This is a genomic window from Yoonia sp. 72 (genome assembly GCF_034652275.1).
GTDB lineage: Bacteria > Pseudomonadota > Alphaproteobacteria > Rhodobacterales > Rhodobacteraceae > Yoonia.
Genome location: NZ_JAXIWG010000003.1, coordinates 191432 through 214075, shown reverse-complemented (window position 1 = coordinate 214075; position 22644 = coordinate 191432). Strand labels below are relative to the sequence as shown.

The 22644-nt window shown below is 61.9% G+C and carries 23 protein-coding genes; 12 read left to right on the top strand and 11 right to left on the bottom strand.

Annotated elements, in window-relative coordinates; genetic code table 11:
• Both VCK47_RS13375 and VCK47_RS13370 read left to right on the top strand, forming a co-directional pair.
• Positions 1 to 282 carry a hypothetical protein gene (locus VCK47_RS13375; protein WP_322890380.1) on the top strand — a complete coding sequence of 94 codons (282 nt, stop codon included), beginning with the start codon at positions 1 to 3 and terminating at the stop codon, positions 280 to 282.
• Positions 279 to 611 carry a hypothetical protein gene (locus VCK47_RS13370; RefSeq protein ID WP_322890381.1) on the top strand — a complete coding sequence of 111 codons (333 nt, stop codon included), beginning with the start codon at positions 279 to 281 and terminating at the stop codon, positions 609 to 611. Before VCK47_RS13375 ends, VCK47_RS13370 begins: the two co-directional genes overlap by 4 nt.
• Here VCK47_RS13370 and VCK47_RS13365 read toward each other — a convergent pair.
• The 5 genes from VCK47_RS13365 to VCK47_RS13345 all read right to left on the bottom strand — a co-directional run bounded on the left by VCK47_RS13365 (position 608) and on the right by VCK47_RS13345 (position 5429).
• Positions 608 to 1474, bottom strand: a complete 867-nt coding sequence (locus VCK47_RS13365; protein ID WP_322890382.1) for a D-amino-acid transaminase — start codon at positions 1472 to 1474, stop codon at positions 608 to 610. The genes VCK47_RS13370 and VCK47_RS13365 overlap by 4 nt on opposite strands.
• Positions 1471 to 2430 (bottom strand): N-acetyl-D-Glu racemase DgcA, encoded by a 960-nt coding sequence (gene dgcA / locus VCK47_RS13360; protein ID WP_322890695.1) that lies wholly within the window; start codon positions 2428 to 2430, stop codon positions 1471 to 1473. The genes VCK47_RS13365 and dgcA overlap by 4 nt, the downstream gene beginning before the upstream one ends.
• A gap of 58 nt (positions 2431 to 2488) precedes the next feature.
• On the bottom strand, positions 2489 to 3490 hold the full coding sequence (gene dgcN, locus VCK47_RS13355; protein ID WP_322890383.1) for an N-acetyltransferase DgcN: 1002 nt from the start codon (positions 3488 to 3490) through the stop codon (positions 2489 to 2491).
• A 222-nt stretch (positions 3491 to 3712) separates the two neighbouring features.
• The gene (locus VCK47_RS13350; RefSeq protein ID WP_322890384.1) at positions 3713 to 5065 is read right to left on the bottom strand and encodes an ammonium transporter; all 1353 of its coding nucleotides are present in this window, start codon (positions 5063 to 5065) and stop codon (positions 3713 to 3715) included.
• Positions 5066 to 5090: 25 nt separating this feature from the next.
• Positions 5091 to 5429, bottom strand: a complete 339-nt coding sequence (locus tag VCK47_RS13345) for a P-II family nitrogen regulator (RefSeq protein WP_322890385.1) — start codon at positions 5427 to 5429, stop codon at positions 5091 to 5093.
• Between the two features lie 270 nt (positions 5430 to 5699).
• Between VCK47_RS13345 and VCK47_RS13340 the strand changes: the two genes are divergently transcribed.
• Positions 5700 to 7856: a PBP1A family penicillin-binding protein gene (locus VCK47_RS13340; RefSeq protein WP_322890386.1), complete on the top strand. Its 2157-nt coding sequence runs from the start codon at positions 5700 to 5702 to the stop codon at positions 7854 to 7856.
• 10 nt (positions 7857 to 7866) lie between these two features.
• Here the strand turns inward: VCK47_RS13340 and VCK47_RS13335 are convergent, their stop codons facing one another.
• Both VCK47_RS13335 and VCK47_RS13330 read right to left on the bottom strand, forming a co-directional pair.
• Positions 7867 to 8232, bottom strand: coding sequence for a hypothetical protein (locus VCK47_RS13335; RefSeq protein WP_322890387.1), 366 nt, complete (start codon positions 8230 to 8232; stop codon positions 7867 to 7869).
• A gap of 131 nt (positions 8233 to 8363) precedes the next feature.
• Positions 8364 to 9347, bottom strand: coding sequence for a formylglycine-generating enzyme family protein (locus VCK47_RS13330; RefSeq protein ID WP_322890388.1), 984 nt, complete (start codon positions 9345 to 9347; stop codon positions 8364 to 8366).
• A 300-nt stretch (positions 9348 to 9647) separates the two neighbouring features.
• Between VCK47_RS13330 and VCK47_RS13325 the strand changes: the two genes are divergently transcribed.
• The 7 genes from VCK47_RS13325 to VCK47_RS13295 are packed head-to-tail and all read left to right on the top strand — an operon-like array spanning position 9648 to position 16312.
• A complete protein-coding gene (locus tag VCK47_RS13325) occupies positions 9648 to 11387 on the top strand; it encodes a type I secretion system permease/ATPase (protein ID WP_322890389.1) in 1740 nt (579 codons plus the stop codon).
• The gene (locus VCK47_RS13320) at positions 11384 to 12688 is read left to right on the top strand and encodes an HlyD family type I secretion periplasmic adaptor subunit (RefSeq protein ID WP_322890390.1); all 1305 of its coding nucleotides are present in this window, start codon (positions 11384 to 11386) and stop codon (positions 12686 to 12688) included. The genes VCK47_RS13325 and VCK47_RS13320 overlap by 4 nt, the downstream gene beginning before the upstream one ends.
• Before the next feature lie 55 nt (positions 12689 to 12743).
• Entirely contained in the window at positions 12744 to 13205 is a 462-nt protein-coding gene (locus tag VCK47_RS13315; protein WP_322890391.1) for a RidA family protein, read from the top strand.
• Positions 13202 to 13954, top strand: a complete 753-nt coding sequence (locus VCK47_RS13310) for a glycerophosphodiester phosphodiesterase family protein (protein ID WP_322890392.1) — start codon at positions 13202 to 13204, stop codon at positions 13952 to 13954. Before VCK47_RS13315 ends, VCK47_RS13310 begins: the two co-directional genes overlap by 4 nt.
• Before the next feature lie 30 nt (positions 13955 to 13984).
• Positions 13985 to 15169, top strand: coding sequence for a GNAT family N-acetyltransferase (locus VCK47_RS13305; protein WP_322890393.1), 1185 nt, complete (start codon positions 13985 to 13987; stop codon positions 15167 to 15169).
• Positions 15166 to 15465 (top strand): 4a-hydroxytetrahydrobiopterin dehydratase, encoded by a 300-nt coding sequence (locus VCK47_RS13300; RefSeq protein ID WP_322890394.1) that lies wholly within the window; start codon positions 15166 to 15168, stop codon positions 15463 to 15465. Before VCK47_RS13305 ends, VCK47_RS13300 begins: the two co-directional genes overlap by 4 nt.
• Before the next feature lie 10 nt (positions 15466 to 15475).
• The gene (locus VCK47_RS13295; RefSeq protein WP_416236677.1) at positions 15476 to 16312 is read left to right on the top strand and encodes a mechanosensitive ion channel family protein; all 837 of its coding nucleotides are present in this window, start codon (positions 15476 to 15478) and stop codon (positions 16310 to 16312) included.
• A gap of 117 nt (positions 16313 to 16429) precedes the next feature.
• Here the strand turns inward: VCK47_RS13295 and VCK47_RS13290 are convergent, their stop codons facing one another.
• On the bottom strand, positions 16430 to 17296 hold the full coding sequence (locus VCK47_RS13290; protein ID WP_322890396.1) for an alpha/beta hydrolase: 867 nt from the start codon (positions 17294 to 17296) through the stop codon (positions 16430 to 16432).
• 223 nt (positions 17297 to 17519) lie between these two features.
• Positions 17520 to 18011: a peroxiredoxin gene (locus VCK47_RS13285; RefSeq protein WP_322890397.1), complete on the bottom strand. Its 492-nt coding sequence runs from the start codon at positions 18009 to 18011 to the stop codon at positions 17520 to 17522.
• 88 nt (positions 18012 to 18099) lie between these two features.
• Here VCK47_RS13285 and VCK47_RS13280 point away from each other — a divergent pair, with 88 nt between their 5' ends.
• Both VCK47_RS13280 and rsmD read left to right on the top strand, forming a co-directional pair.
• A complete protein-coding gene (locus VCK47_RS13280) occupies positions 18100 to 19314 on the top strand; it encodes an NAD(P)/FAD-dependent oxidoreductase (protein ID WP_322890398.1) in 1215 nt (404 codons plus the stop codon).
• The gene (rsmD, locus tag VCK47_RS13275; protein ID WP_322890399.1) at positions 19311 to 19874 is read left to right on the top strand and encodes a 16S rRNA (guanine(966)-N(2))-methyltransferase RsmD; all 564 of its coding nucleotides are present in this window, start codon (positions 19311 to 19313) and stop codon (positions 19872 to 19874) included. The genes VCK47_RS13280 and rsmD overlap by 4 nt, the downstream gene beginning before the upstream one ends.
• Here the strand turns inward: rsmD and VCK47_RS13270 are convergent.
• Together VCK47_RS13270 and VCK47_RS13265 are read right to left on the bottom strand one after the other, a co-directional pair.
• Complete coding sequence (locus VCK47_RS13270) at positions 19862 to 20728, bottom strand: 4-(cytidine 5'-diphospho)-2-C-methyl-D-erythritol kinase (RefSeq protein WP_322890400.1); 867 nt, start codon at positions 20726 to 20728, stop codon at positions 19862 to 19864. The two genes, rsmD and VCK47_RS13270, sit on opposite strands and share 13 nt — an antisense overlap.
• Positions 20715 to 22406 (bottom strand): tetratricopeptide repeat protein, encoded by a 1692-nt coding sequence (locus VCK47_RS13265; protein ID WP_322890401.1) that lies wholly within the window; start codon positions 22404 to 22406, stop codon positions 20715 to 20717. The genes VCK47_RS13270 and VCK47_RS13265 overlap by 14 nt, the downstream gene beginning before the upstream one ends.
• Positions 22407 to 22644: the final 238 nt, after the last annotated feature.

Here is a 22644-nt window from a genome sequence, read left to right as displayed (position 1 = left end):
ATGATCCTTAGCCGGACCATTGCGCGCAGGCGGCTGGCTGCGGGCCAACAACCCACGTTCCTGAAGGCATGGGGGCTGGTGGCGGTTGATATCGCCATGATCGCGCTGGTGCTGGCGCTGCTCTGGCAGCCGATCCTGACGGCGGTCTATGTTGCGGGTCTGCCGCTTGTCGGGACGATCTTTGTGCTGTTCTTTACCATCTACCTGCCCTTTCACATCGTCGTCGTGATATCGACGATCTGGGCCGTGAAATCCCGCTGGATCGAGGAAGACAGCAAATGACCAAAAAGGAAAGCCGCCAGAAGGTATTCACCCTGCTGGTCGAAGTCGGGCGCAGCGCCGGTGACGGCCTGCCCGACGGGGCGACGGGTGCGGCGCTGATGTGCTATGCCTCCGGCGTGGACGAGGCAGAGGCAGTGCGCGAAACCGTGGCGATCCTGAAACAGGCCGATCTGGCACCGCTGGATGTGTCGGGCTATGGCACACTCGATGAACGGCTGGCCGAAGGGCACGATATCTCGGACGAGGAACGCGAATTGATGCAGCGCGCGCTGGATGAAAACAGCGTCATCGTGGCCCAGATGACGCCGTTCTACGACAAGGCGGATTAAACCGCGACCTTGCGGCTTTCATCAAGGTAAATCTCGCGCAGACGCGCCGCGACAGGCCCGGGCGTGCCGGTGCCGACAGCGGCCCCGTCGATCTCCACCACCGGCATGACGAACATGCTGGCCGAGGTGATGAAGGCCTCATCGGCTTGCTGCGCCTCTTCGATCGAAAAGCTGCGCTCCTCGACCTGCATCTGCGCTTCGCGAGCAAAGCGCAGCACGGCGGCGCGGGTGATCCCGTGCAGGATCTCATTGCCCAGATGGCGGGTGATGATCGTGTTGCCCTTGACGATATAGGCGTTGTTGGATGTGCCTTCGGTCACCATCCCGTCCTCGACCATCCAGGCATCATCGACACCGGCGGCTTTGGCCATCATCTTGCCCATCGACGGATACAAGAGCTGCACCGTCTTGATGTCGCGCCGCGCCCAGCGCTGGTCGGCGACCGAAATGACCTTGATGCCGGTCTTGGCGACAGGGCTGTTGGCCAGTCCGGGCTTGTTCTGGGTGAACAGCACCACCGTCGGCGTGCAGGTTTCAGGGTCGGGAAAGGCAAAATCGCGGTCACCGGGCGCGCCACGGGTGATCTGCAGATAAATCATCCCTTCCTCGATCCCGTTCAGGCGCACCAGTTCGCGGTGAATCTCCAAAAGGTCAGGCAGGCAATCGGGGTGCGGCATGTCGAGTTCGTTCAACGACCGCTCCAGCCGTTTGGCGTGGCCCGCGAAATCGATCAGCTTGCCATCCAGCACCGAGGTGACCTCGTAAACGCCATCGGCCATCAGGAAACCGCGGTCAAAGATCGAAATCGTGGCTTCGTTTTCTGGCAGATAGGTGCCGTTGACGTAAACTGTGCGCATGGTCATCCCCAAAGGTCGGCGGCGGGCGGATGCACGCCAGTGTCGTCATAGTGCAAAGGTGCAGCACGGTCTTCGGCCAATAAGAGCGGCCCGTCAAGGTCCGTGAAGGCCACGCCCTGCGCCAGAATCGTCGCAGGTGCCATCGCCAGCGACGATCCGACCATGCAGCCGACCATGATCCCGTAACCTGCGGCCTGCGCCTGCGCCTTCAGCGCCAGCGCCTCGGTCAGCCCGCCGGTCTTGTCGAGCTTGATGTTCACCATGTCATATTTGCCGCGCAGGGCGGGCAGGCTGGCGCGGTCATGGCAGCTTTCATCGGCACACACCGGCAAAGGCCGCGCGATTTCCGCCAGCATGTCATCCGCCCCCGCAGGCAGCGGCTGTTCGACCATCTGCACACCGAGCCGGATCAGATGGGGCGCAAGATCGGCGTAAACCTCTGCTGTCCAGCCTTCGTTGGCATCCACGATGATGCGCGCGGCGGGCGCGCCACGGCGCACAGCCTCCAGCCGCGCCATGTCGTCGGGTGTGCCAAGTTTGATCTTCAACAGCGGGCGATGCGCATTTTGCGCCGCCTGGGCCTGCATCGCCTCGGGTGTATCAAGCGACAGCGTGTAGGCGGTGATCGCAGGTAGCGGCACAGGCAGACCCAGCAGGTCCCAGACGCGCTTGCCTGCCTTTTTCGCCGCATGGTCCCAGAACGCACAATCCAGCGCATTGCGTGCGGCCCCTGCGGGCAGGGCGTCCTGCAAGTCAGGCCACGCCCCCGCAAAGCCCGCAATCTGCGCGGCCACACTTTCCAGCGTCTCGCCATAGCGCGCATAAGGCACACATTCGCCGCGACCCACAAAGCCACCATCCGCCACCGTCACGGTCAGCACCTGCGCTTCGGTCCGCGACCCGCGCGAAATGGTGAATACCTGCGCAAGACGGAACACATCGCGTGTCACATCCACTTTCATCATCTTCCGAGCCCAAATATCCCCGCCGGAGGCGTCGGATTTCGCAAGAAATCCGACATCAAATCCCCTCCAGCGCATCAACCAGCCGCGCCGCCCCCTGCCGGAACGTATCGACTGTCGGCAACCCCATCCGCCCTTCAACCTCGGCGAGATAGGCCAAAGCGTCATCCTCGGACAGATGCTGGGTATTGACCGACACGCCGATAATCTTGCAGGCCGGATTCGCGATACGGGCAATCGGCAGAACCATGTCGCGGAGCGCCTCAAGCGAGGGCAGCGCATAGCCGGGCAATCCGCGCATATGCTTACGTGTCGGTTCATGCGCCAGCACCAGCGCATCGGGCTGGCCGCCATGGATCAGCGCCATGGTCACGCCGGAATAGGACACGTGGAACAGGCTGCCCTGCCCTTCGATGTGATCCCAGTGATCGGGGTCGTTGTCCGGCGTCAGATATTCCACCGCTCCCGCCATGAAATCCGCGACAACTGCATCCAGCGGCACGCCACCGCCGGTGATCAGGATGCCGGTCTGACCGGTGGGGCGGAAGGTCGACTTCATGCCGCGCTTGCGCATCTCGATATCCATGGCAAGGCCGGTGTACATCTTGCCCACCGAACAATCCGTGCCGACAGCCAGACAGCGTTTGCCGGTCCGCTTCACGCCATTGGCGATCGGATAGGCGACCGAAGGCACGCGCACGTCGAACAACGACCGGCCATGCACTTCGGCGGCAGCGACCAGATCGGCCTCATCGCGCAGCAGGTTGTGCAGGCCCGACGCCAGATCGAACCCCATGCCAAGTGCTTGCAACAACACCTCTTTCCACGCGGCAGAGATCACGCCGCCACGGTTGGCCACACCGATGACCAGCGTCTTTGCACCGGCGGATCTGGCTTCTTGCAGCGTCATGTCGGCAATGCCGACATCTGCACCACAACCGGGCATCCGGTACTGGCCCACGGCATTGTCCGGGCGCCAGTCCTTGATCCCCTGCGCCACCTTCGCGGCCAGCTGGTCAGGCGCATCGCCAAGAAACAAAAGGTAAGGGGTCTGGATCATCGCAAGCTCCGGTTATCTGGTAATTGTCTTTGGTAGCTTATCGCAAAAATGCGGGGGCAATCTTTGCAAAAACACCGCGTAAATGCGATTCATTCGATGAAACCTGCGCGCCGCCCCCGATTATTCGAAGAATCCATCGCGATTAAAAAGATGCCTCGACACATCTTACAACAAAAAACCCGGACGCGAACGCCCGGGTTTTGTTTTGCGCGGTGGAAACGCTTACCCTTTGGAGAATTCGGGGTAGGCTTCCATGCCCAGCTCGCTCAGGTCGAGGCCGGTCATTTCCGATTCCTGGCTAACGCGGATGCCGATCGTCATCTTGAAGATGTACCACACGATGAAGGACACAACGAAGGTGAACACACCGTAGGCCGCGATACCGGTCAGTTGGGTCATCAGGCTGGTGCCTTCGTTGTAGAAGACAACGGCGATGGTGCCCCAGATACCGGCGAACAGGTGGACAGGGATCGCACCGACCACGTCGTCGATCTTGAACTTGTCCAGCAGCGGCACAGCGAAGACCACGATCACACCACCGACAGCACCGATCCAGAGCGCGCCGAACAGCGACGGATAGAGCGGTTCCGCCGTGATTGCGACCAGACCAGCCAGTGCGCCGTTCAGCACCATGGTCAGATCGACCTTCTTGTACAGGATTTGCGTCAGGATCAGCGCGGTTACAGCACCGGCAGACGCCGCCATGTTGGTGTTCGCGAAAATCCGGCCGACATCGGTGATGTCACCCACGGTGCCCGCAGCCAGCTGCGAACCGCCGTTGAAACCGAACCAGCCCAGCCACAGGATGAATGTACCCAGTGTTGCTAGTGCCAGGTTGGAACCGGGCATCGGGTTGACGCGGCCATCCTTGTACTTGCCCAGACGCGGACCCAGCACGATCGCACCAGCCAACGCAGCCCAGCCACCGACAGAGTGAACAACCGTCGAACCTGCGAAGTCAGAGAAGCCCAGCTCAGACAGCCAGCCGCCACCCCACTGCCACGAACCCGAGATCGGATACATGAAGCCGGTCAGCACGACGACAAAGGCAAGGAACGGCCACAGCTTGATCCGTTCAGCCAGCGCACCCGACACGATGGATGCAGTGGCCGCAACGAACATCAGCTGGAAGAAAAAGTCGGACGCAACGGATGCGTAATCCAGCGATGCCTCGTCCGCCGCCAGACCGACAGCTTCCAGCACGGTGATGTTGAAGAATCCGCCGATATAGCCGTTGAATTCACCCGGATACATCAGGTTGAAGCCGACCAGCCAGTACATGATGCCTGCGATGGAAAACAGCGCGATGTTCTTGGTCAGCTGCGTGGTCACGTTCTTGGACCGGACCAGACCGGCCTCCAGCATGGTGAACCCTGCCGCCATCCAGAACACGAGAAAGCCGCCCACAAGGAACAGCAGCGTGGTCATGATATAGGGGCCGATCTCGTCGAAAGAGGGTGCGACCTCTGCGACTTCCTCGACAGCTTCGACTGCCTCGGTCGCTTCCTGCGCGAAACCGATGACCGGAAGCAGCGCAAGCCCCGCCCCCAGCAAAAGTAGTTTTTTCGTATTCATGGTTCTGTTCCTCGTTACGCCGCGATCAAAGCGCGTCATCATTGGTCTCGCCGGTGCGCACGCGGACTGCGCTTTGCACGTCGAGAACGAAAACCTTGCCATCCCCGATCTTGTCGGTCTTGGCAGTGGTGGCGATGGTGGAGACGACCTGATCGGCCATGCTGTCAGGCACGACGATCTCGAGCTTCACCTTGGGCACGAAGTTCACGGCATATTCCGCGCCACGGTATATTTCGGTATGGCCCGACTGCGATCCGAACCCTTTGATTTCTGACACCATCATGCCGCGCACGCCCACAGAGGTCAGCGCTTCGCGGACCTCTTCGAGCTTGAACGGCTTGATTGTTGCAATGATGAGTTTCACGTTCTTCCCCTCGCAATGGATTGCGGCAACGCCCAGCCCGGCGACCGCTTGCACGCAACAAAGAACGCGGCAGTGCAGCATCGGCAAGGTTCTGCCTATGTCGGAACGGGTGCAGATCGAGCGAGTTTGCACAATTATTGCACATTTTAACTCTTATGCTTAATTAATAAGCAAAGCAAAAAACGGAGAGGGCGACTCATCGCGTCTCTACAATTCGTTTCGATCCGTTTATGGTGCAGCAAAACAGACGCACAAACAGTCGAGCGGATCATGAGTGGCAACGACAAAAGACGGGCACCTCTGGTGGCCGAAAAGCGCTATCAGGGCAAGGCAGCCCCGAAAAAGCCCGCGGCCCGCAAACCTGCCCCCAAACGCACGGCCCGCAAGTCGCGTGGGTCCGGTCGCCCGACAACCGTTCTGGGCTGGTTGCTATGGCCGTTCCGTATCCTGCTGCGGGTTATCTGGGCCATCAGCTGGCGTGTGGGGCTTGTTGCCGCGCTGATCGTCGGGGGTATATCTGTCTATTTCGCCCAGCAGATGCCCCCGATCGAAGACATCATCGACCAGCGCGCACGCGGCTCCGTCACGATGGCCGATCTGACAGGCGAAGTCTTCGCCTGGCGCGGCGATCAGTTCGGCGGCATGGTCACGGCGCGCACCGTGTCCCCGCATCTGCACAATGCGGTCGTCGCGACCGAGGACCGGCGGTTTTACAGCCATTTTGGCCTCTCGCCACGCGGTATCGCCTCTGCCGTCCGCATCAACCTGAGCGAGGGCCGCGGTCCCTTGTCCGGCAACGGCGGGTCTACGATCACCCAGCAGACGGCCAAACTGCTGTGTCTGGGCGTGCCTTATAACGCCGCCCAGTGGGAATCAGAAGCTGCCTACGAGGCGGACTGCCGGCGCACCACGCTAGCCCGCAAGGTCCGCGAGGCGTTCTATGCTATGGGCATGGAAATCGCCTACACCAAAGAGGAAATCCTGACGCTTTACCTGAACCGTGCCTATCTGGGTGCGGGCAGCCGCGGCTTCGAGGCAGCAGCTCAGCGGTATTTCGGTATTTCTGCCGCGCAGGTGAACCCCGCGCAGGCCGCGATGCTGGCCGGGCTTCTCAAGGCACCATCCACCCTTGCGCCGACTGCCAACATCGAACGGTCGCGCGAACGCGCCGCCGTTGTGGTCCGCCTGATGCAGGATCAGGGCTATTTGACCGCAGCGCAGGCGCAAGAGGCGATCGCCAACCCAGCCGCCCTGTCACGCGCCGCCGAGGCACGGTCGGGTGGCTTCTTTGCCGATTGGGTGATGGAAAGCGGGCCGGAATTCTTTACCCGCAACACAACCGAAGACGTGATCATCCGCACCACGCTTGACCAACGCATCCAGCGTGCCGCCGAAGAGGCGCTGGTGTCAGTGTTCCAGAACCAGGTGTCCGAAGGGTCAGAGGCGCAGGCGGCAATCGTGGTGATGTCAGCAGATGGCGCTGTCCGGGCGATGGTTGGCGGGCGCAACCTGCGGGCCACGGGTGCGTTCAACCGCGCGACGCAGGCATTGCGCCAGACCGGATCGGCCTTCAAGCCCTTCATCTATGCAGCAGCGCTTGATCTGGGCGTGTCGCCCTATGCGATGGTCAACGACGCACCGCAATGCTGGTCGATCCGTGGATCGCGCGAATGGTGCCCCGAAAACTATGACCGCACGTTCAAGGGGCCAGTCTCGCTAACACAGGCGCTGGCCGAAAGCCGGAACCTTCCCGCCATCTTCCTGTCCGAGGATGTCGGCCGTGAATATGTCCGCAACGTCGCCAACGGCTTCGGTTTGCAAGGCGAACTGGCCGAGGGGCCGGCACTGGCGCTGGGCGTGTCCGAAAGCACGCTGCTCAACATTACGGGCGCCTATGCGGGCATCCTGAACGGCGGGTCGCAGGTGACGCCTTACGGCCTGCTCGATCTGCGCATTCAGGGTGACAGCGCGGTACTGATGGATTCGCAAGGTGCGGGCATCGGCAACCGGATCATCAGCGAAGAGGCCGCACGCCAGCTGACATGGATGATGACCCGCGTCGTCGAGGAAGGCACCGGACGGCGCGCCCGCATCAACGGCTGGGAAATTGCAGGCAAGACCGGCACGACCAACTCGTCACGCGACGCATGGTTCATCGGTTTCACCGGCGATTACGTCACCGGCGTCTGGATGGGATACGACAACAACACGCCCCTGCGCGGTGTGACGGGCGGCGGTCTGCCCGCCGAGATCTGGCGCGAAACCATGGTGCGTGTGCTGGACGGGCGGATGCCTACGCCATTGCCGATGATGGTGCCGCAGGTGGCGGCCCCTACAGGTGTTCTGCAAAGCCCCGGCGGTGAAGTCGTGGATGACGACATCGTCAACCTGCTGGACCTGCTGGTAGGCGGCGATCCGACGAACTGAGAACGGGGCGCTATGGCGCCCCTTCCGGACACAGGCTGTAGACAAAAACAAATCCGTCCCAGATCATGTAAAGCCCTTCGCCGTCGGCAGTGCGCATCAGCATCGCCCGTTCGGACCATTGTTCACCCTCGGCCACGCATTCCATCGTGTAGAGCGTCGCCTCCATCCCGTTGACGTCCACAGGGCGGGTCATCTGGCATTGTGTGCCGACACCATAAAAGATGCCCGCCGCAATCCGCACCGACCCGCCATTGGCACCGATCAGCGCACATTCGGCATTGGCGGTCTGGCGATAGACGCCATCATAGGGCGCCGCCGACAGCACGGCAGGCAGAAGGCCGATCAGAATGGCGGATTGGCGCAAAAATTTGAACATGCTCCACTCATGCGGCAAATTCCGCGCGCAATCAACAGGGGGCAGGGGCGATGCACAAGGTTGTCATGTGGTTTGGTGCAGGCCCTGCTTTCCACCGCTTTGCAAGTAACGGATGTTGTAGAGTTGATATGTCATGATGCTGGCCCTTCGATTGCAAAAATGCGGATGAGACGAAAGCCACGATAGCTATTACGGCTATCGGCTAGTGGCCTTTTACGAGAGCCAAGCCTTAGAGCGTCCATCGCCATATTGTAGGACCCGCCTTTGGCGACGTACCTGTCACAGCCTTTCTCGGCATGGGCCAGATAGGCGCTGTTGGTGGGCAACCCCAGATGTTGCGGTGTAAAACAGGACAAGGTGATTTCGTAGACATTGCCCGACATGTGCCGCAGCCCCCAAGGGTTGGCCGCATCAAGAGTGTCCACGGGCACCGGGATCGCGCGGGTGACCAGATCAGGAAAGGGACGGCCGCGATTATGCGCTGTCGTTTCACCAGAGAAATTCGCCTGATCCGAGGTCAGCACATCCCCTTGCGCGAACCGTGTTGTTGTACCGGCCCGTGCGGCGTATTCCCACTCCGCTTCTGTCGGCAGACGATAAACCTCAACGCCGACACGGGCGTTGAGCCAAGCCACATACTCCTCAATATCGCGCAAGGAGACATTGATCGCAGGATGATCAGGACCAAGTGCTATATAGCCGTTTTCAAACGTCAGTACCGAATGATCGGGGTCATGACGACACCCGCCTTCTTGGACGCAGACCATCCATTCCGCATGGGTGACTTCATTCACGCCCATCGCATAGGGCGTGTCCATTTCCACTCTGTGCCGCGGTCCTTCACTCGGAATGTTATAGAGGCCATCTGGTCCATCCCGGCCGACCGGACCGTTTCCCTCGACATCCCAAAGCGAAGACCAGGATTCACCTTCACTGGCCCCCATCATGAACGCCCCAAGCGGCATGACGATCATCTCCGGACAGACATCGCATTCCTTGAACATGTCGAGGTCAGTGACCGCCGTGCCGTTGGTGAGCAGGTAGGTCGGTGTCTCCTCGGCCAGCGCGCCCAATGGCAGCAAGCCCAGCGCGACGGCACCGCCAAGGATCGTCATGTGGGTTTTGGGCATGTAGATCGACCGCTTCGCAATCATGAGATGTATCAAACGCTACACGCTCTTCCCCGCAACCAACAGTCCAAAGCGATAGAGGGTCGGACAGGATTTCTTTACAGGACCGCAAGCATTTGCGCCTATCCTATTAGCCTGTGTCGGCCTTGGCACGCATCAGGCGCGATTGTCCTGCGAAGGCGGTTGTTTCTTGACCTTGGTGCCTCTGCTCGGTTCAATTCGGGCATGTTGCGGCTGGCCCAAGTGTATTATGGTCCTCGCATAAGCGGAAATTGATTGCGCAAAATGACGGATAATCCAGCGGCACAAGGACGGTCGGAACTGCGCAGCGCGCGGCGCGAAAGCAGGCTGCTCTATTGGATCGTCGGCATCTTCAGCTTTTTCGTCAACCTGCTGATGCTGACCGGCCCGCTCTATATGCTCAACGTCTATGACCGCGTGCTGAACTCGCGCTCGGTGGAAACGCTGATCGCGCTGACGGTGCTGGTGGCGTTTCTGTACGCGATGATGGGCATTCTCGACCATGTGCGCGGCCGTGTGATGGCGCGGGTCGGCGCGCGGTTTCAGGCGCGGCTGGACCGGCGCGTGTTTGCGGCGGTGATGCGCGCCACGACCTTGCAACGCGCCCCGCGCGAGGCGGCGACGGGCCTGCGCGATCTGGAATCCGTACAGCGGCTGATCACCTCGCCCACGCTGATGGCGGTGTTTGATTTGCCTTGGGCACCGTTGTTCTTCCTTGGCATTTTCATCTTTCATCCGCTGATGGGGGTGCTGGCTGTCTGCGGCGCGCTGGTGCTGGTCGTTGTCGCCGTGCTGAACCAGATCACCACCCGCGCGCCCTTGGCGCAGGCCAATGCGGCCAGTTTTGCGTCTGAACAGATGGGCAGCCAGATCCGGCAGGAAAGCGAGATGGTCCATGCGCTGGGCATGCGCGGAGCGGCCTTCGACCGCTGGCAAGTCGCGCGCAATGCGTCGCTTGATGCCAGTATCGGCGCGTCGGATGCCGCGGGCAGCTATACCGCGCTGACCAAGGCGTTCCGGCTATTCCTGCAATCGGCGATGCTGGGGCTCGGCGCCTATCTGGTGCTGCTAGGGGAGTTGTCCCCCGGTGCGATGATCGCAGGCTCGATCCTGCTGGGCCGCGCGCTCGCCCCGATCGAGATGATCGTGGGCCAATGGGCGGTGTTCCAGCGCGGGCGCGAAGGCTGGGGCAATCTGGCGGTCCTGCTGGGGCAGGTCGCGCCCGAGGCACCCCGCACCCGCCTCCCACGACCCAAGGCGCGGCTGAGCGCCGAACAGGTCACCGTCGTCCCTCCGGGAGAGAGCGTTGCCGCCCTGCGCATGGTCAGTTTCGATGTGGGCGCAGGGCAGGCCGTGGGGGTCATCGGCACCTCGGGCGCGGGCAAATCCACGCTGGCCCGCGCGCTGACTGGCGTCTGGCAACCGGCGGGCGGGCAGATCAGATTGGATGGCGCGGCGCTGGATCAATACGACGCGGACGTGCTGGGCCAGCATATCGGCTATCTGCCGCAGCGCGTGCAATTGTTCGACGGCACGATCAAGGACAACATCGCCCGCATGGCGATGGCCCCCGACGATGCGGCGGTCGTGCTGGCTGCACAGAAAGCCGCGGCGCATGACATGATCCTGAAACTGCCCGACGGCTACGACACCCGTGTATCCGCGACGACAGGCCGGTTGTCAGGCGGGCAGATCCAGCGGATCGGCCTCGCCCGCGCGCTGTATGGCGACCCTGTCGTGCTGGTGCTGGACGAGCCGAATTCCAATCTCGACAACGACGGGTCACTGGCGCTGAACGCCGCGATCCGCGCGTTCAAGGCGGCGGGCGGGATCGTGTTTATCATGGCGCACCGGCCTGCGGCGATTCAGGAATGCGACCTTCTGCTGGTGATCGACAACGGAATGCGCCGCGCCTTCGGGCCAAAGGATGATGTACTGGCCGAATTGGTCCAGAACCACGCGCAGATCAAACGCGGCACGCCGCAATCGGGGGGCGTGGCATGACCACAAAACAGCCCGCAGGCTGGCCTGTCCGGCGATATATGGTGATCGGTGTCGCGGCTCTGGCCGTGCTGGTCGGCGGCTTTGGCACGTGGTCGGTCATGGCACAGATCAACGGCGCGGTCATTTCCAGCGGCCAGATCGAGGTGGACCGCAACCGGCAGGTCGTGCAGCACCCCTTCGGCGGCGTGGTCGCGGAAATCCTTGTGGTTGAAGGCGACAGCGTGGCGGAAGGTGACGTGCTGATCCGGCTTGACCCGACCGATCTGCGATCGGACCTGTCCATCGTCGAAGGGCAATTGTTCGAAATCCTTGCCCGCCGCGCCCGTCTTGAGGCGGAACGCGATGACGCAACCGCCCTCACATTTGACCCCGTGCTGCTGGCCTCCGACAGGCCGGAGGCGGCCGAGCTGATGGAAGGGCAGGACCGCCTGTTTGCCGCGCGGCTGGAAACCAGCCTGCAATCCGTCGAACAGCTGACACAGCAACGTGCCCAGATCGCCAGCCAGATCACCGGCATCACCGCCCAGCAGACTGCGCTTGAAACCCAACAGGACCTGATCGCACGCGAACTGGCCGACCAGCAAAGCCTGCTGGATCGCGGGCTGGCGCAGGCCGGCCGCGTGCTGGCCCTGCAACGCGAACAGGCCAGCCTGCAAGGTCGCGTCGGTGAGTTGACGGCGATGGCCGCCCAAGCCGCCGAACGCATGACCGAGATCGAAATTCAGGTGCTCGGCCTTGCATCCTCCCGCCGCGAAGAGGCGATCACCCGCCTGCGCGACCTGCAATTCAACCAGCTTGAACTGGCCGAACGCCGGCAGATCCTGCTGCGTCAGCTTGACCGGCTGGATATCCGCGCGCCCGTGTCGGGGATCGTCTATGGCATGCAGGTCTTTGCACCGCGCTCGGTGATCCGGCCTGCCGATCCGGTTCTTTACCTGATCCCGCAGGACCGCCCATTGGTGATTGCGACGCAGGTGCAGGCGGTCGATATCGACCAGATTTTTGTCGGGCAGGACGTGACCTTGCGCTTTTCCGCCTTTGACCAGCGGCGCACGCCGGAACTGACGGGGCGCGTGACGCTCTTGTCGGCGGATGCCTTCCAGAACGACGCGACCGGCGTGTCCTATTACCGCGCCGAGGTGCAGTTGAACGACGGCCAGATCGACCGCCTGCCTGCCGACCTGACCCTGATCCCCGGCATGCCGGTCGAGGCTTTTGTGCGCACCGGCGACCGCAGCCCGCTGGATTACCTGCTCAAGCCGCTGGCGGATTATTTCACCCGCGCCTTCCGCGACCGGTGATTGCACAGTCCGGCTTTGCCCGCTAGCGTCCGGCCAAACAGCCAAGGAGTGTGACATGAGCGTGATCGAAACCCGTCTGGCCGAACTGGGCGTGAGCCTGCCCGACGCCCCTGCCCCTGCGGCGAATTACGTGCCCTTCGTGCAGACAGGCAATCTGGTGCATGTGTCGGGGCAAATCTCGGCCAATGCGGATGGGATGATCAAAGGCAAACTGGGTGTGGACATGGACGTCGAGGCCGGTGCCGCCGCCGCGCGCGCCTGTGCGGTCAGCCTGCTGGCACAGCTCAAGGCCGCCTGTGGAGGTGATATCGACCGGCTGGTGCGGGTGGTCAAACTGGTGGGATTCGTCAATTCGACCCCCGATTTCGGTGACCAGCCCAAGGTCATCAACGGCGCCTCCGACTTCATGGTTGCTGCCCTTGGCGACAAAGGCCGCCATGCACGCTCTGCCGTCAGTGCGGCAAGCTTGCCCTTTGGCGTGGCCGTCGAAATCGAAGGCATTTTCGAGATCGCATGATGCTGCCTTTAGCGTTCCTGTCCCGCCCTATCGCGCACCGCGCCTTGCATGACCGCAAGGCGGGGCGCGTGGAAAACTCCATCGCCGCAATTAAGGCCGCGATTGCCGCCGGTTACGGCATCGAAATCGACGTGCAACTGTCCAGTGACGGGCAGGCTATGGTGTTTCACGACGACACGCTGGACCGGCTGACCGCGCAAACCGGACCGGTGCGTGCGCGCAGCCGTGCCGAACTGGAACAGATCGCGCTGAAGGATGACACCGGCACGATCCCCGCGCTGGCGGATGTTCTGGCGCTGGTCGCAGGGCAGGTGCCGCTGCTGATCGAGATCAAGGATCAGGATGGCAATATGGGGCCGGATGTCGGTCCTCTAGAAGAAGCGACCTGCGCGGCGCTCGCGGATTACAAAGGCGACGTGGCGCTGATGTCCTTCAACCCGCACAGCATGGCGGCCTGCCGGGCCCTCGCCCCGGCCATTGCACGCGGGCTGGTCACATCGGCCTATGATCCGGTGTTCTGGCCCGAACTGACCCGCGCTGTGTGTGACCATCTGCGCCAGATCCCCGATTACGACCGCGTTGACGCCTGTTTCATCAGCCACGAGGCGCTTGATCTGGCCCGCCCCCGCGTGGCCGAGATCAAGGCGACTGGCGCCCCTGTCCTGTGCTGGACGATCCGGTCCGCGATGGCCGAGGCGAAGGCCCGAGAAATCGCGGATAATGTCACCTTCGAGGGTTATCTTGCTTGACGCGCGCCCTGCGCCCTCCAGTTAAAGCAGATGGACGGATCAGCGATCGAAATCACTACCCATGCCAGCATCAACGGCATCAGCCCCGCCGATTGGGATGCCTGCGCCTGCCCCGAGGCCAACAGCGGCCGCCCGAATGACCCGTTCACAACGCACCGCTTTCTAAAGGCGCTGGAGGACAGCTATTCCGTTGGCCCGGGCACGGGCTGGCAGCCGCGGTATCTGACCGCGCAACAGGACGGCCAGATCATCGCCGTTGCCCCGCTTTATGCCAAGGGGCATAGTCAGGGCGAATACATCTTCGATCACAACTGGGCGCATGCTTATGAAAACGCGGGCGGGCGGTATTACCCGAAACTCCAGATCGCGGTGCCGTTCACGCCAGCCACAGGGCGGCGGTTCCTGACCCGTCCGGGGTTCGAGGCCGTGGGTATGGCGGCCCTGATCCAAGGCGCGGTCCAGATCGCAGCTGATAACAACCTGTCGTCGCTGCACGCAACCTTCTGCACCGAGGCCGAGGCACTGGCGGGGGCCGAAATGGGCCTGCAATCGCGGATCGGGCAGCAGTTTCACTGGGTCAACGAAGGCTATGGCGGGTTCGACGATTTCCTTGCCAGCCTGTCCAGCCGCAAGCGCAAGAACATCCGCAAGGAACGCGAGACAGCGCAGGGGTTCGGCGGGCAGATCGTGGCGCTGACGGGCGACCAGATCCAGCCGGAACACTGGGATGCGTTCTGGCAATTCTATCAGGACACCGGCAACCGCAAATGGGGCACGCCGTATCTGACGCGCAATTTCTTCCACTTTGCGCACCAGACCCTGCGGGACGACATACTGATGGTGCTCGCGATCCGCGATGGCGTGCCTGTCGCAGGCGCGCTGAACTTTATCGGGCGCGAGACGTTATTTGGCCGGTACTGGGGCTGTACCGAACACCACGCCTGCCTGCATTTCGAACTGTGCTATTATCAGGCCATCGACTTTGCCATCGCCCATGGCATGGCGCGGGTCGAGGCAGGGGCGCAGGGCGAACACAAGCTCGCGCGCGGCTATCTGCCGGTGCCGGTGCATTCGCTGCACTGGTTCGCGGATGCAGGCTTTTGCGATGCGATTGCCCGCTATCTGGTGGCCGAACGCGACGCGGTGGATCATGAAATCGAGGTGCTGACCAGCTATGGTCCGTTCCGCAAAACCGACAGGGAAGAACAACAATGACCGACGCACTGACCCAATCCGAACGCGACAGCGACCTTGCCCCCCTTCTGGCAAATGGCTGGCAGATGGTCGAAGGGCGCGACGCGATCCATAAACAATTCGTGTTCCGCAACTTCATCGAAGCCTTTGGATTCATGACAAAGGTTGCCCTTTGGGCGGAAAAATGGAATCACCACCCCGAATGGTCGAATGTCTACAAAACAGTAGAGGTGACATTGACGACCCATGACGCTGGCGGATTGTCGGCGCTGGATACCAAACTGGGCGCCAAGATGGACGCGCTCGCCGGGGGCTGACTTGGAAAACATGCTGACGACCGAAATCATCAACGGGCGCACGCTTGCCGATCTGCTGACGCTGGAGTTTCTGGTCTCGATCTTCGGCAGCGTGCTAGCCGCGATCCTGATCCTGATCACCGGGTTCATTATTGGCGGCTGGTTGCGCGGACGCTTGGTGCGGGTCGGCCAGATGAACCGGCATCTGGACGACACCTTGTTCAGCTTCCTGGGCAATATCGTCCGTTATGTCGTCATCGGCTTTGCGTTTCTGTTCGTTCTCAACACCTTCGGGGTGCAGACGACATCCTTTGTCGCCGTCATCGGTGCGGCCGGTCTGGCCATCGGTCTGGCCTTGCAAGGCACGCTGTCAAACATCGCGGCGGGTGTGATGATCGTCTTCTTCCGCCCCGTGAAACTGGGTGATTTCGTCGAGGTGAACGGCCAGATGGGCACGGTCAAGGAAATCAACCTCAACTTCATCGAGCTGGCCTCGGTCGCGAATGTGCAGATCATCATTCCCAACAGCCAGGTCTGGGGCAATACGATTGTCAACTATTCCGCCTATGACAGCCGTCGCGCGGAATGGGTGTTCGGCGTCAGCTATGGCGCGGACCTGAAACTGGCCGAGGAGACGATCCGCACGACGATCCTGTCGGACCCACGGTCGTGGGCCGAGCCTGCGCCGTTCATTCAGGTCAACAACCTCGGCGATTTCTCGGTCGATTTTCTGGTGCGGGTGTGGTGTTCGAGCGGCGATTTCTTTCAGTATCAGGCCGATATGAAGCGGCAGGTAAAAGAGGCGCTGGATGCGGCCGGTGTGGAAATCCCTTTCCCGACGCGCACGGTGCTGAGTGCGGCGGAGTGAATAGGCGGCACGTTTCCCGGTATTTCGTGGTGAATGGGAAAGATGAATGCAGTCGAAGCTTGGCGTTCAACGTCCGCTTTGAGCCCAGAGTCACCAATGCTGCACCTTGCTCCAAGGTCAGGTTTCTGTTGCGACACGCTCGATAAAGCTCCTTACAGCCTGCAAGGCTTCGTCAGGTTTGTCTGAGATAACGCCGTGCCCACAATCTGCAAAGCGATGATAAGTCACTTGGCTATTGGGCAGGCTGTCGGAGATAACCTCCGCAAACACCGGCGGCGTAATTGGATCTTCGTCACCGACCATAAGAAGAACTGGGCAGGCAATCCGATGTAGGTCGCCTCGGAAATCCATCTGCCCATGCTCTGCATGCGGACCATTGAAATGCAGCGCCGTTTCATTCCGCCAAAGGATGCGGGACAGCCAGTCCGTTGATGCAGATGGGCTGCGCTGATAAAGCGGCACGCAGCGGTCTCGGTAGAGCGCTCTACCCTCGTCCGTCGGATTGTCCCAATAGTCCTGCGCGATTTTTGCGATCTCAGGACCGCCAAGGCGTTCGAAAGCTTGGTAGACTTCATGAAAATCGACCTTGGCTGCAGTAGATATCAACACGAGACCCGCAGCATGGTCGGGATGGCGGGTCGCATAGGCCAGTGACACGAAGCCACCAAAAGAAGTCCCAATGACAATCGGCCGCTCGATACCTAAAGCTTCGCACAGGCCGCGCAAATCATCGCCCCATTGTGCGAGGTTCCATTCCTTGGGATCATCCCCGGAACTGCGCCCATTCCCACGATGATCATAGAAAACCACCTGTGCAATATCTGTGAGTTGGCTGAAATATGGCTTTGAAACGGTGTGATCTGCGCCTGGGCCGCCATGAACCATGACAACGGTTGGTTTCTCCCGCATCACTGCTCCGTCGGGTGCTAGCCCTTCGCCATCGACGTCGAAATAAATGCGTGCTCCATTGACGATTGTATACATGCCTGCCTTCTGTGCGTCGAAGCAGATCACAATGCCGCTGGATGGACCACCCTAGAAAACCAGACGCCGGCGCAAGCGCAGCGAAAGTCTGCTCCGTCCCGCACAGCGGACACCCAGCACGCGAATGCTCCCGACGATATCTCCGGAAGCCCTTGTTCTACTCGGTTCCGCTGCCGCAAGAGGGTTCCCCCTCAAGCGCGGTCATTCCTGTGAATGTCCGCCCTTACCCCAGTTCCGCCAGCAGGGTTTCGCCTGCCGAAATCTCGCACTGGCCCGGTCCGGCCTCGACGTTCAGGATCTTGACCACGCCATCCTCGACCAGCATCGCATACCGCTTGGAGCGGTTGACGAAGCCCACGGGGGCTGCGCTGAAATCCATCCCGATGGCGGTGGTAAAGGTGCTTTCGGCATCGGCCAGCATCGTGATGCCGGTTTCGGTCGCGCGGGTGCTTTCGCCCCATGCCTTCATCACGAAAGGATCGTTGACCGACACGCAGATGATTTCATCCACGCCTTTGGCCATGAACTCGTCATAGGTGACCATGAAGCTCGGGACATGGGCCGTGGTGCAGGTGCCGGTAAAGGCCCCGGGCAGACCGAAGATCACGACCTTGCGGCCCTTCAGCTTGTCGGCCAGCGTCACTGATTCCGGCCCGTTGTCGCCCATCTGCAAAAATGTCGCATCCGGTAGTGTATCGCCTGTCTTGATTGTCATGGCTTTCGCCCCCTCTTCGCGTTGTATAGCCGATTGCTTCCCATATAGAGTGCTGCAAAACAAGTGGTGACACCAAGGGAACAGTTTCATGACGCATGTTGTCGTCGTCGGTGGAGGGCAGGCCGGCGCCTCGGTTGTGGCGAAATTGCGCGCCGAGGGGTTCGCAGGCGCGATCACGCTGATCGGTGCCGAAAAGGTGCCGCCCTACCAGCGCCCGCCTTTGTCAAAGGCCTATCTGCTTGGGGATATGACGCAGGAAAGGCTCTATCTGCGGCCCGCGGAGTTTTACGCCGATCAGGATATCGCCCTGCGTCTGGATACCCGCGTAGTCGCCATCGACCCGACTGCGAAAACCGTCACGCTGACGGGCGAGGAGACGGTGGCTTATGACGCGCTTGTGTTGACCACCGGCGCGCATCCGCGCACCCTGCCCGCCGCGATCGGCGGCAATCTGGACGGGGTCTATGCCATGCGCGATCTGGCTGACGCCGATGCGCTGGCCCCCGAACTTGTCGCGGGACGGCAGGTGCTGATCGTCGGCGGTGGCTATATTGGGCTGGAGGCGGCGGCGGTCGCGGCCAAGCGCGGGTTGCGCGTGACGCTGGTGGAAATGGCCGACCGTATCCTGCAACGGGTGGCGGCGCCGCAAACCTCGGATTATTTCCGCGCGCTGCACCGGTCGCATGGCGTGACCATCCGCGAAGGCGTGGGGCTGGACCGGCTACTGGGCGATACCCGTGTGACGGGGGCACGGCTGACCGATGGCACCGAACTCGGCATTGATTTCGCCATCGTCGGCGCAGGGATCACGCCTGCGACGATCCTTGCCGACAGTGCGGGCCTACATGTGGACAACGGGATCACCACCGACAGCCACGGCCGCACGTCCGACCCGCATATCTGGGCGGCGGGCGATTGTGCGTCCTGCCTGTTTCAGGGGCTCCGCATCCGTCTGGAAAGCGTGGGCAACGCGATTGATCAGGCCGAGGCGGTGGCGCTGAACATCATGGGCCGCGACCTGCCCTACCAGCCCAAGCCGTGGTTCTGGTCGGATCAGTATGATTGCAAGTTACAGATCGCGGGGTTGAATACGGGCTATACCCATGTGCATGTGCGCAAGGGCGATGCGCCCGGCAGCCAGTCGCATTGGTATTATCGCGGCAGTGACCTGCTGGCGGTCGATGCGATGAACGACCCGCGCAACTACATGATCGGCAAGCGCCTGATCGAGGCGGGCCGCAGCCCTGATCCTGCACTTATCACCGACCCTGCCACCGATATGAAGGCGCTGCTGGCCGCATGAGGATCATCGCAGGCACCCATCGCGGCACCCATCTGGCCGATGTCGGCGCAGGCGACGATGCAGCCCATCTGCGCCCGACCAGCGACCGCGTGCGCGAAAGCCTGTTCAACGTGTTGCAAGGCGGACGGTTCGGCGATGCCGTGCGCGGCGCGCGGGTGCTGGACCTGTTCGCAGGCACAGGTGCCTTGGGGCTGGAGGCTTTGTCGCGCGGTGCGGTCCATGCGACATTCGTCGATAACGGACGCGCGGCACAGGCGCTGATCCGCTCCAATATCGTCAAGCTCAGGCGCGAGCGGGATGCGCGGCTGATCCCGACCAGCGCCGTGGCGATCCCCGCAGGCCAGCCCTGCAATCTGGTGTTTATGGACCCGCCCTACGGTCTGGCGCTGGGGCATGCCGCGCTTGACGCGGCCCTGCGACAAGGCTGGATCGCGCCGGGCGCCTTGATCGTCTGGGAAGAAGGCCGCGGGCAAGTCGCCCCCAAAGGCTTTACGGTCGAGGATCAGCGACGCTATGGCGATACGTTCGTGACCCTGATGCGCCGCGATCAGGCGGGCTGAAGCACCGCCGCAGGGGCCACCCACCAATTCATATGCGCCACCTGCATCCGGCGCGCGACCTGACGGGCGGTGGCCATGTCCTTGACCAGCCCGTAACAGGTCGCCCCTGACCCTGACATGCCCGCAAAACTGACCACCGGCAAAGCGCGCAGTGCGGCAATCGCTTCGGTGATTTCGGGCGCGATCCCTTCGGCAGGGGCTTGCAGGTCGTTGCGCTGTGCGGCCAGCCATTGCGCGAAACCGTCGTAATCAAGGCCCAGAGGCAGATCATCCATGCCGCTGCCATCGCGGCTGGTCAGCGCCTGAAACACGGCCGCGGTCGGGACATCGACAGGCGGGCGGACCAGCACCAGCGCGCAATCCGGCAGGCGCGGCACATCAGACAGTGTTTCGCCGATGCCCGTCATCCGTGTGGGCGCAGGGGCTTGCAGGCAGACAGGAACATCTGCGCCCAAGGCGACCACCTCGGGTGCATCTGGTGGCAAGGGAACCACGCCCCAAAGCTCCGCCAGCATCGCAAGGGTCAGCGCCGCATCCGACGACCCGCTGCCGATACCCGCCGCATGGGGCAGATGTTTTTCCAGCGTCAGCGCGGCCCCCATCTCGACCCCGCGCGCCTGCTGCAACGCGGTCGCCGCCCGCATCATCAGGTTGCCGTCATCGGTCGGCACACCGGGTGAAAACGGCCCGCTGACGCTGATCCGCATGTCGGGGGAACTGGTGGCGCTGAGTTGGTCACAGACACCGGCAAAGACCACCAGACTGTCCAGCAGGTGATAGCCGTCATCGCGACGGCCGGTGACATGCAAGGTCAGGTTGACCTTGGCCGGGGCTGTGGCCTTAATCGTTGCCACGGGCCAGCCTGATCGGTTCTTCGCCCTCTGCGATCAGCACAAGATCAAGACCGCGGTCGAGCTTGTCGCGGATGCGCTGCGCATCAATCTCGGTCGGGTTGAAGGACAAGGCGCGCTGCCACTGGAAACGCGCCTCGGTCGTGCGCCCGACGGCCCAATAGGCATCGCCCAAATGATCGTTGATCACCGGATCGACCGGTTCCAGCGTGGCGGCGCGTTCAAGGATTTGGACCGCCTCTTCGTAGTTGCCAAGCTTGAACAGCACCCACCCCAGAGAATCGACAATGGCCCCGTTGTCGGGCATGGCCGCGACAGCCGTTTCGATCATCGTCAGTGCCTCGTCCAGCTTTTCGCCACGTTCGACCAGCGAATAGCCCAGATAGTTCAGGATCTGCGGGTTGTCGGGCTGCAAGACCAATGCGGCGCGGAAATCGGCCTCGGCTTCGGGCCAGAGGTCAAGCTGGTGGTTCGTGACGGCGCGCGCATAAAGCACGATCCACCGCGCAGGGGCAGTATCGCCATAGAGCGCAAGCGCACGGCTATAGGCGGCTTTGGCGTCGTCCAACCGGTCTACTTGCCGCAGCAGGTCGCCTTTTCGGGCAAAGACCTGCGGCATATCGGGATAGCTGCGCGACAGCGCCTCGATCACCTCGACGGCGGCTTCCAGTTTACCGGCAGCGCGCAGAACCTCGGCCCGACCAAGTTCGGCAGAGGGAAAGGCCGGATCGTCACGCGAGATACCGGCATAGACCACATTGGCCAGATCGTATTGACCAAGGTCTTCCAGCAGGGCAGCTGTCATCAGTACAGCGGGTGTATTTTCGGGGGCAAGGTGGGTCGCTGCACGCGCAAAAAGCAGCGTATAAGCCTCGGGCGCATCGGACTGCATCAACCCTGCGACGGTGATATAAACCTCTGCCAGCCCTGCACGGGGGGTTGGCACAGCCGCAAAAGGCACAGCGTCACCCGCGACAAGCGCATCGCGCAAGACCATCATCCCCGGGTCAATCTGGCTGCCGAAGATGTCATCAAGCAGCGCGAGCGCCTCTGCACTGCGGCCAAGCTGGCTGAGGATCTCGATATGAGCGATGGCGCTTTTGCGGCTGTATTGCAGACCGGGGCGCGACAAAAACAACGCGGCGGCACCTTCGAAATCTCCCACCGACGCAAGGGCATAGGCCTTGTGGGTGATCCCGTGCGTCGTCATGCCTTCCGTTTCGATCACCTGATCAAACTGCCCAAGCGCACGCCGGATATTGCCGTTGCCCATATGCGCCCAGCCTTGGGTCAACCCATCGACCAAGGGGCCGATCGACCGTCCGCTTTCAAGCGCTTCGAAAATGCCGTCCCAGTTACCCGCCTTTGCATCGGCGACATTGATCGCAAGATCCGCAACCTGGCTGGGCAGCCGCAGGCGCACCATTTCGCGGGCAAGACCCTCGGCCTGCTCGAAATCACCCAGTGCCACGAAAGACGTCAGCGCGCTTTCCAGCAGCAGCGGGTTGCCGGGGTCAGCGGCCAACGCTGCACCAAAGTACCGGGCACCCCCTGCGAAATCGTTGACACCCGCTGCCTGCCGCCCGGCCAGATAGGCCCCAAGGTCGGGCTGCGCCATGACAGGTGACGCCGCAGCGCACATCATGGCGATCACGCCAGCAGTCAGGGTGTTTTTGAGCACGTCAAAGCCTATCGTTGAGGAGTGTGCTGTCACGCTAACGGGTGACGGGACATCTTGTAAATGCGCAAACCCGAGTGCGGCGATAAGCTGCGGATCACCGCTGGTTCATCATGCCCCGACACAAAGAGGCAGGCCCGAAAGCCTGCCTTCTCGTCCCGCCCCACTGCCCGGCACGCCTGTTTTTACGGCGCTTAACGTTTGGTAAACCCTACGCGACGAAGTGATTCGCCGTCAAGGG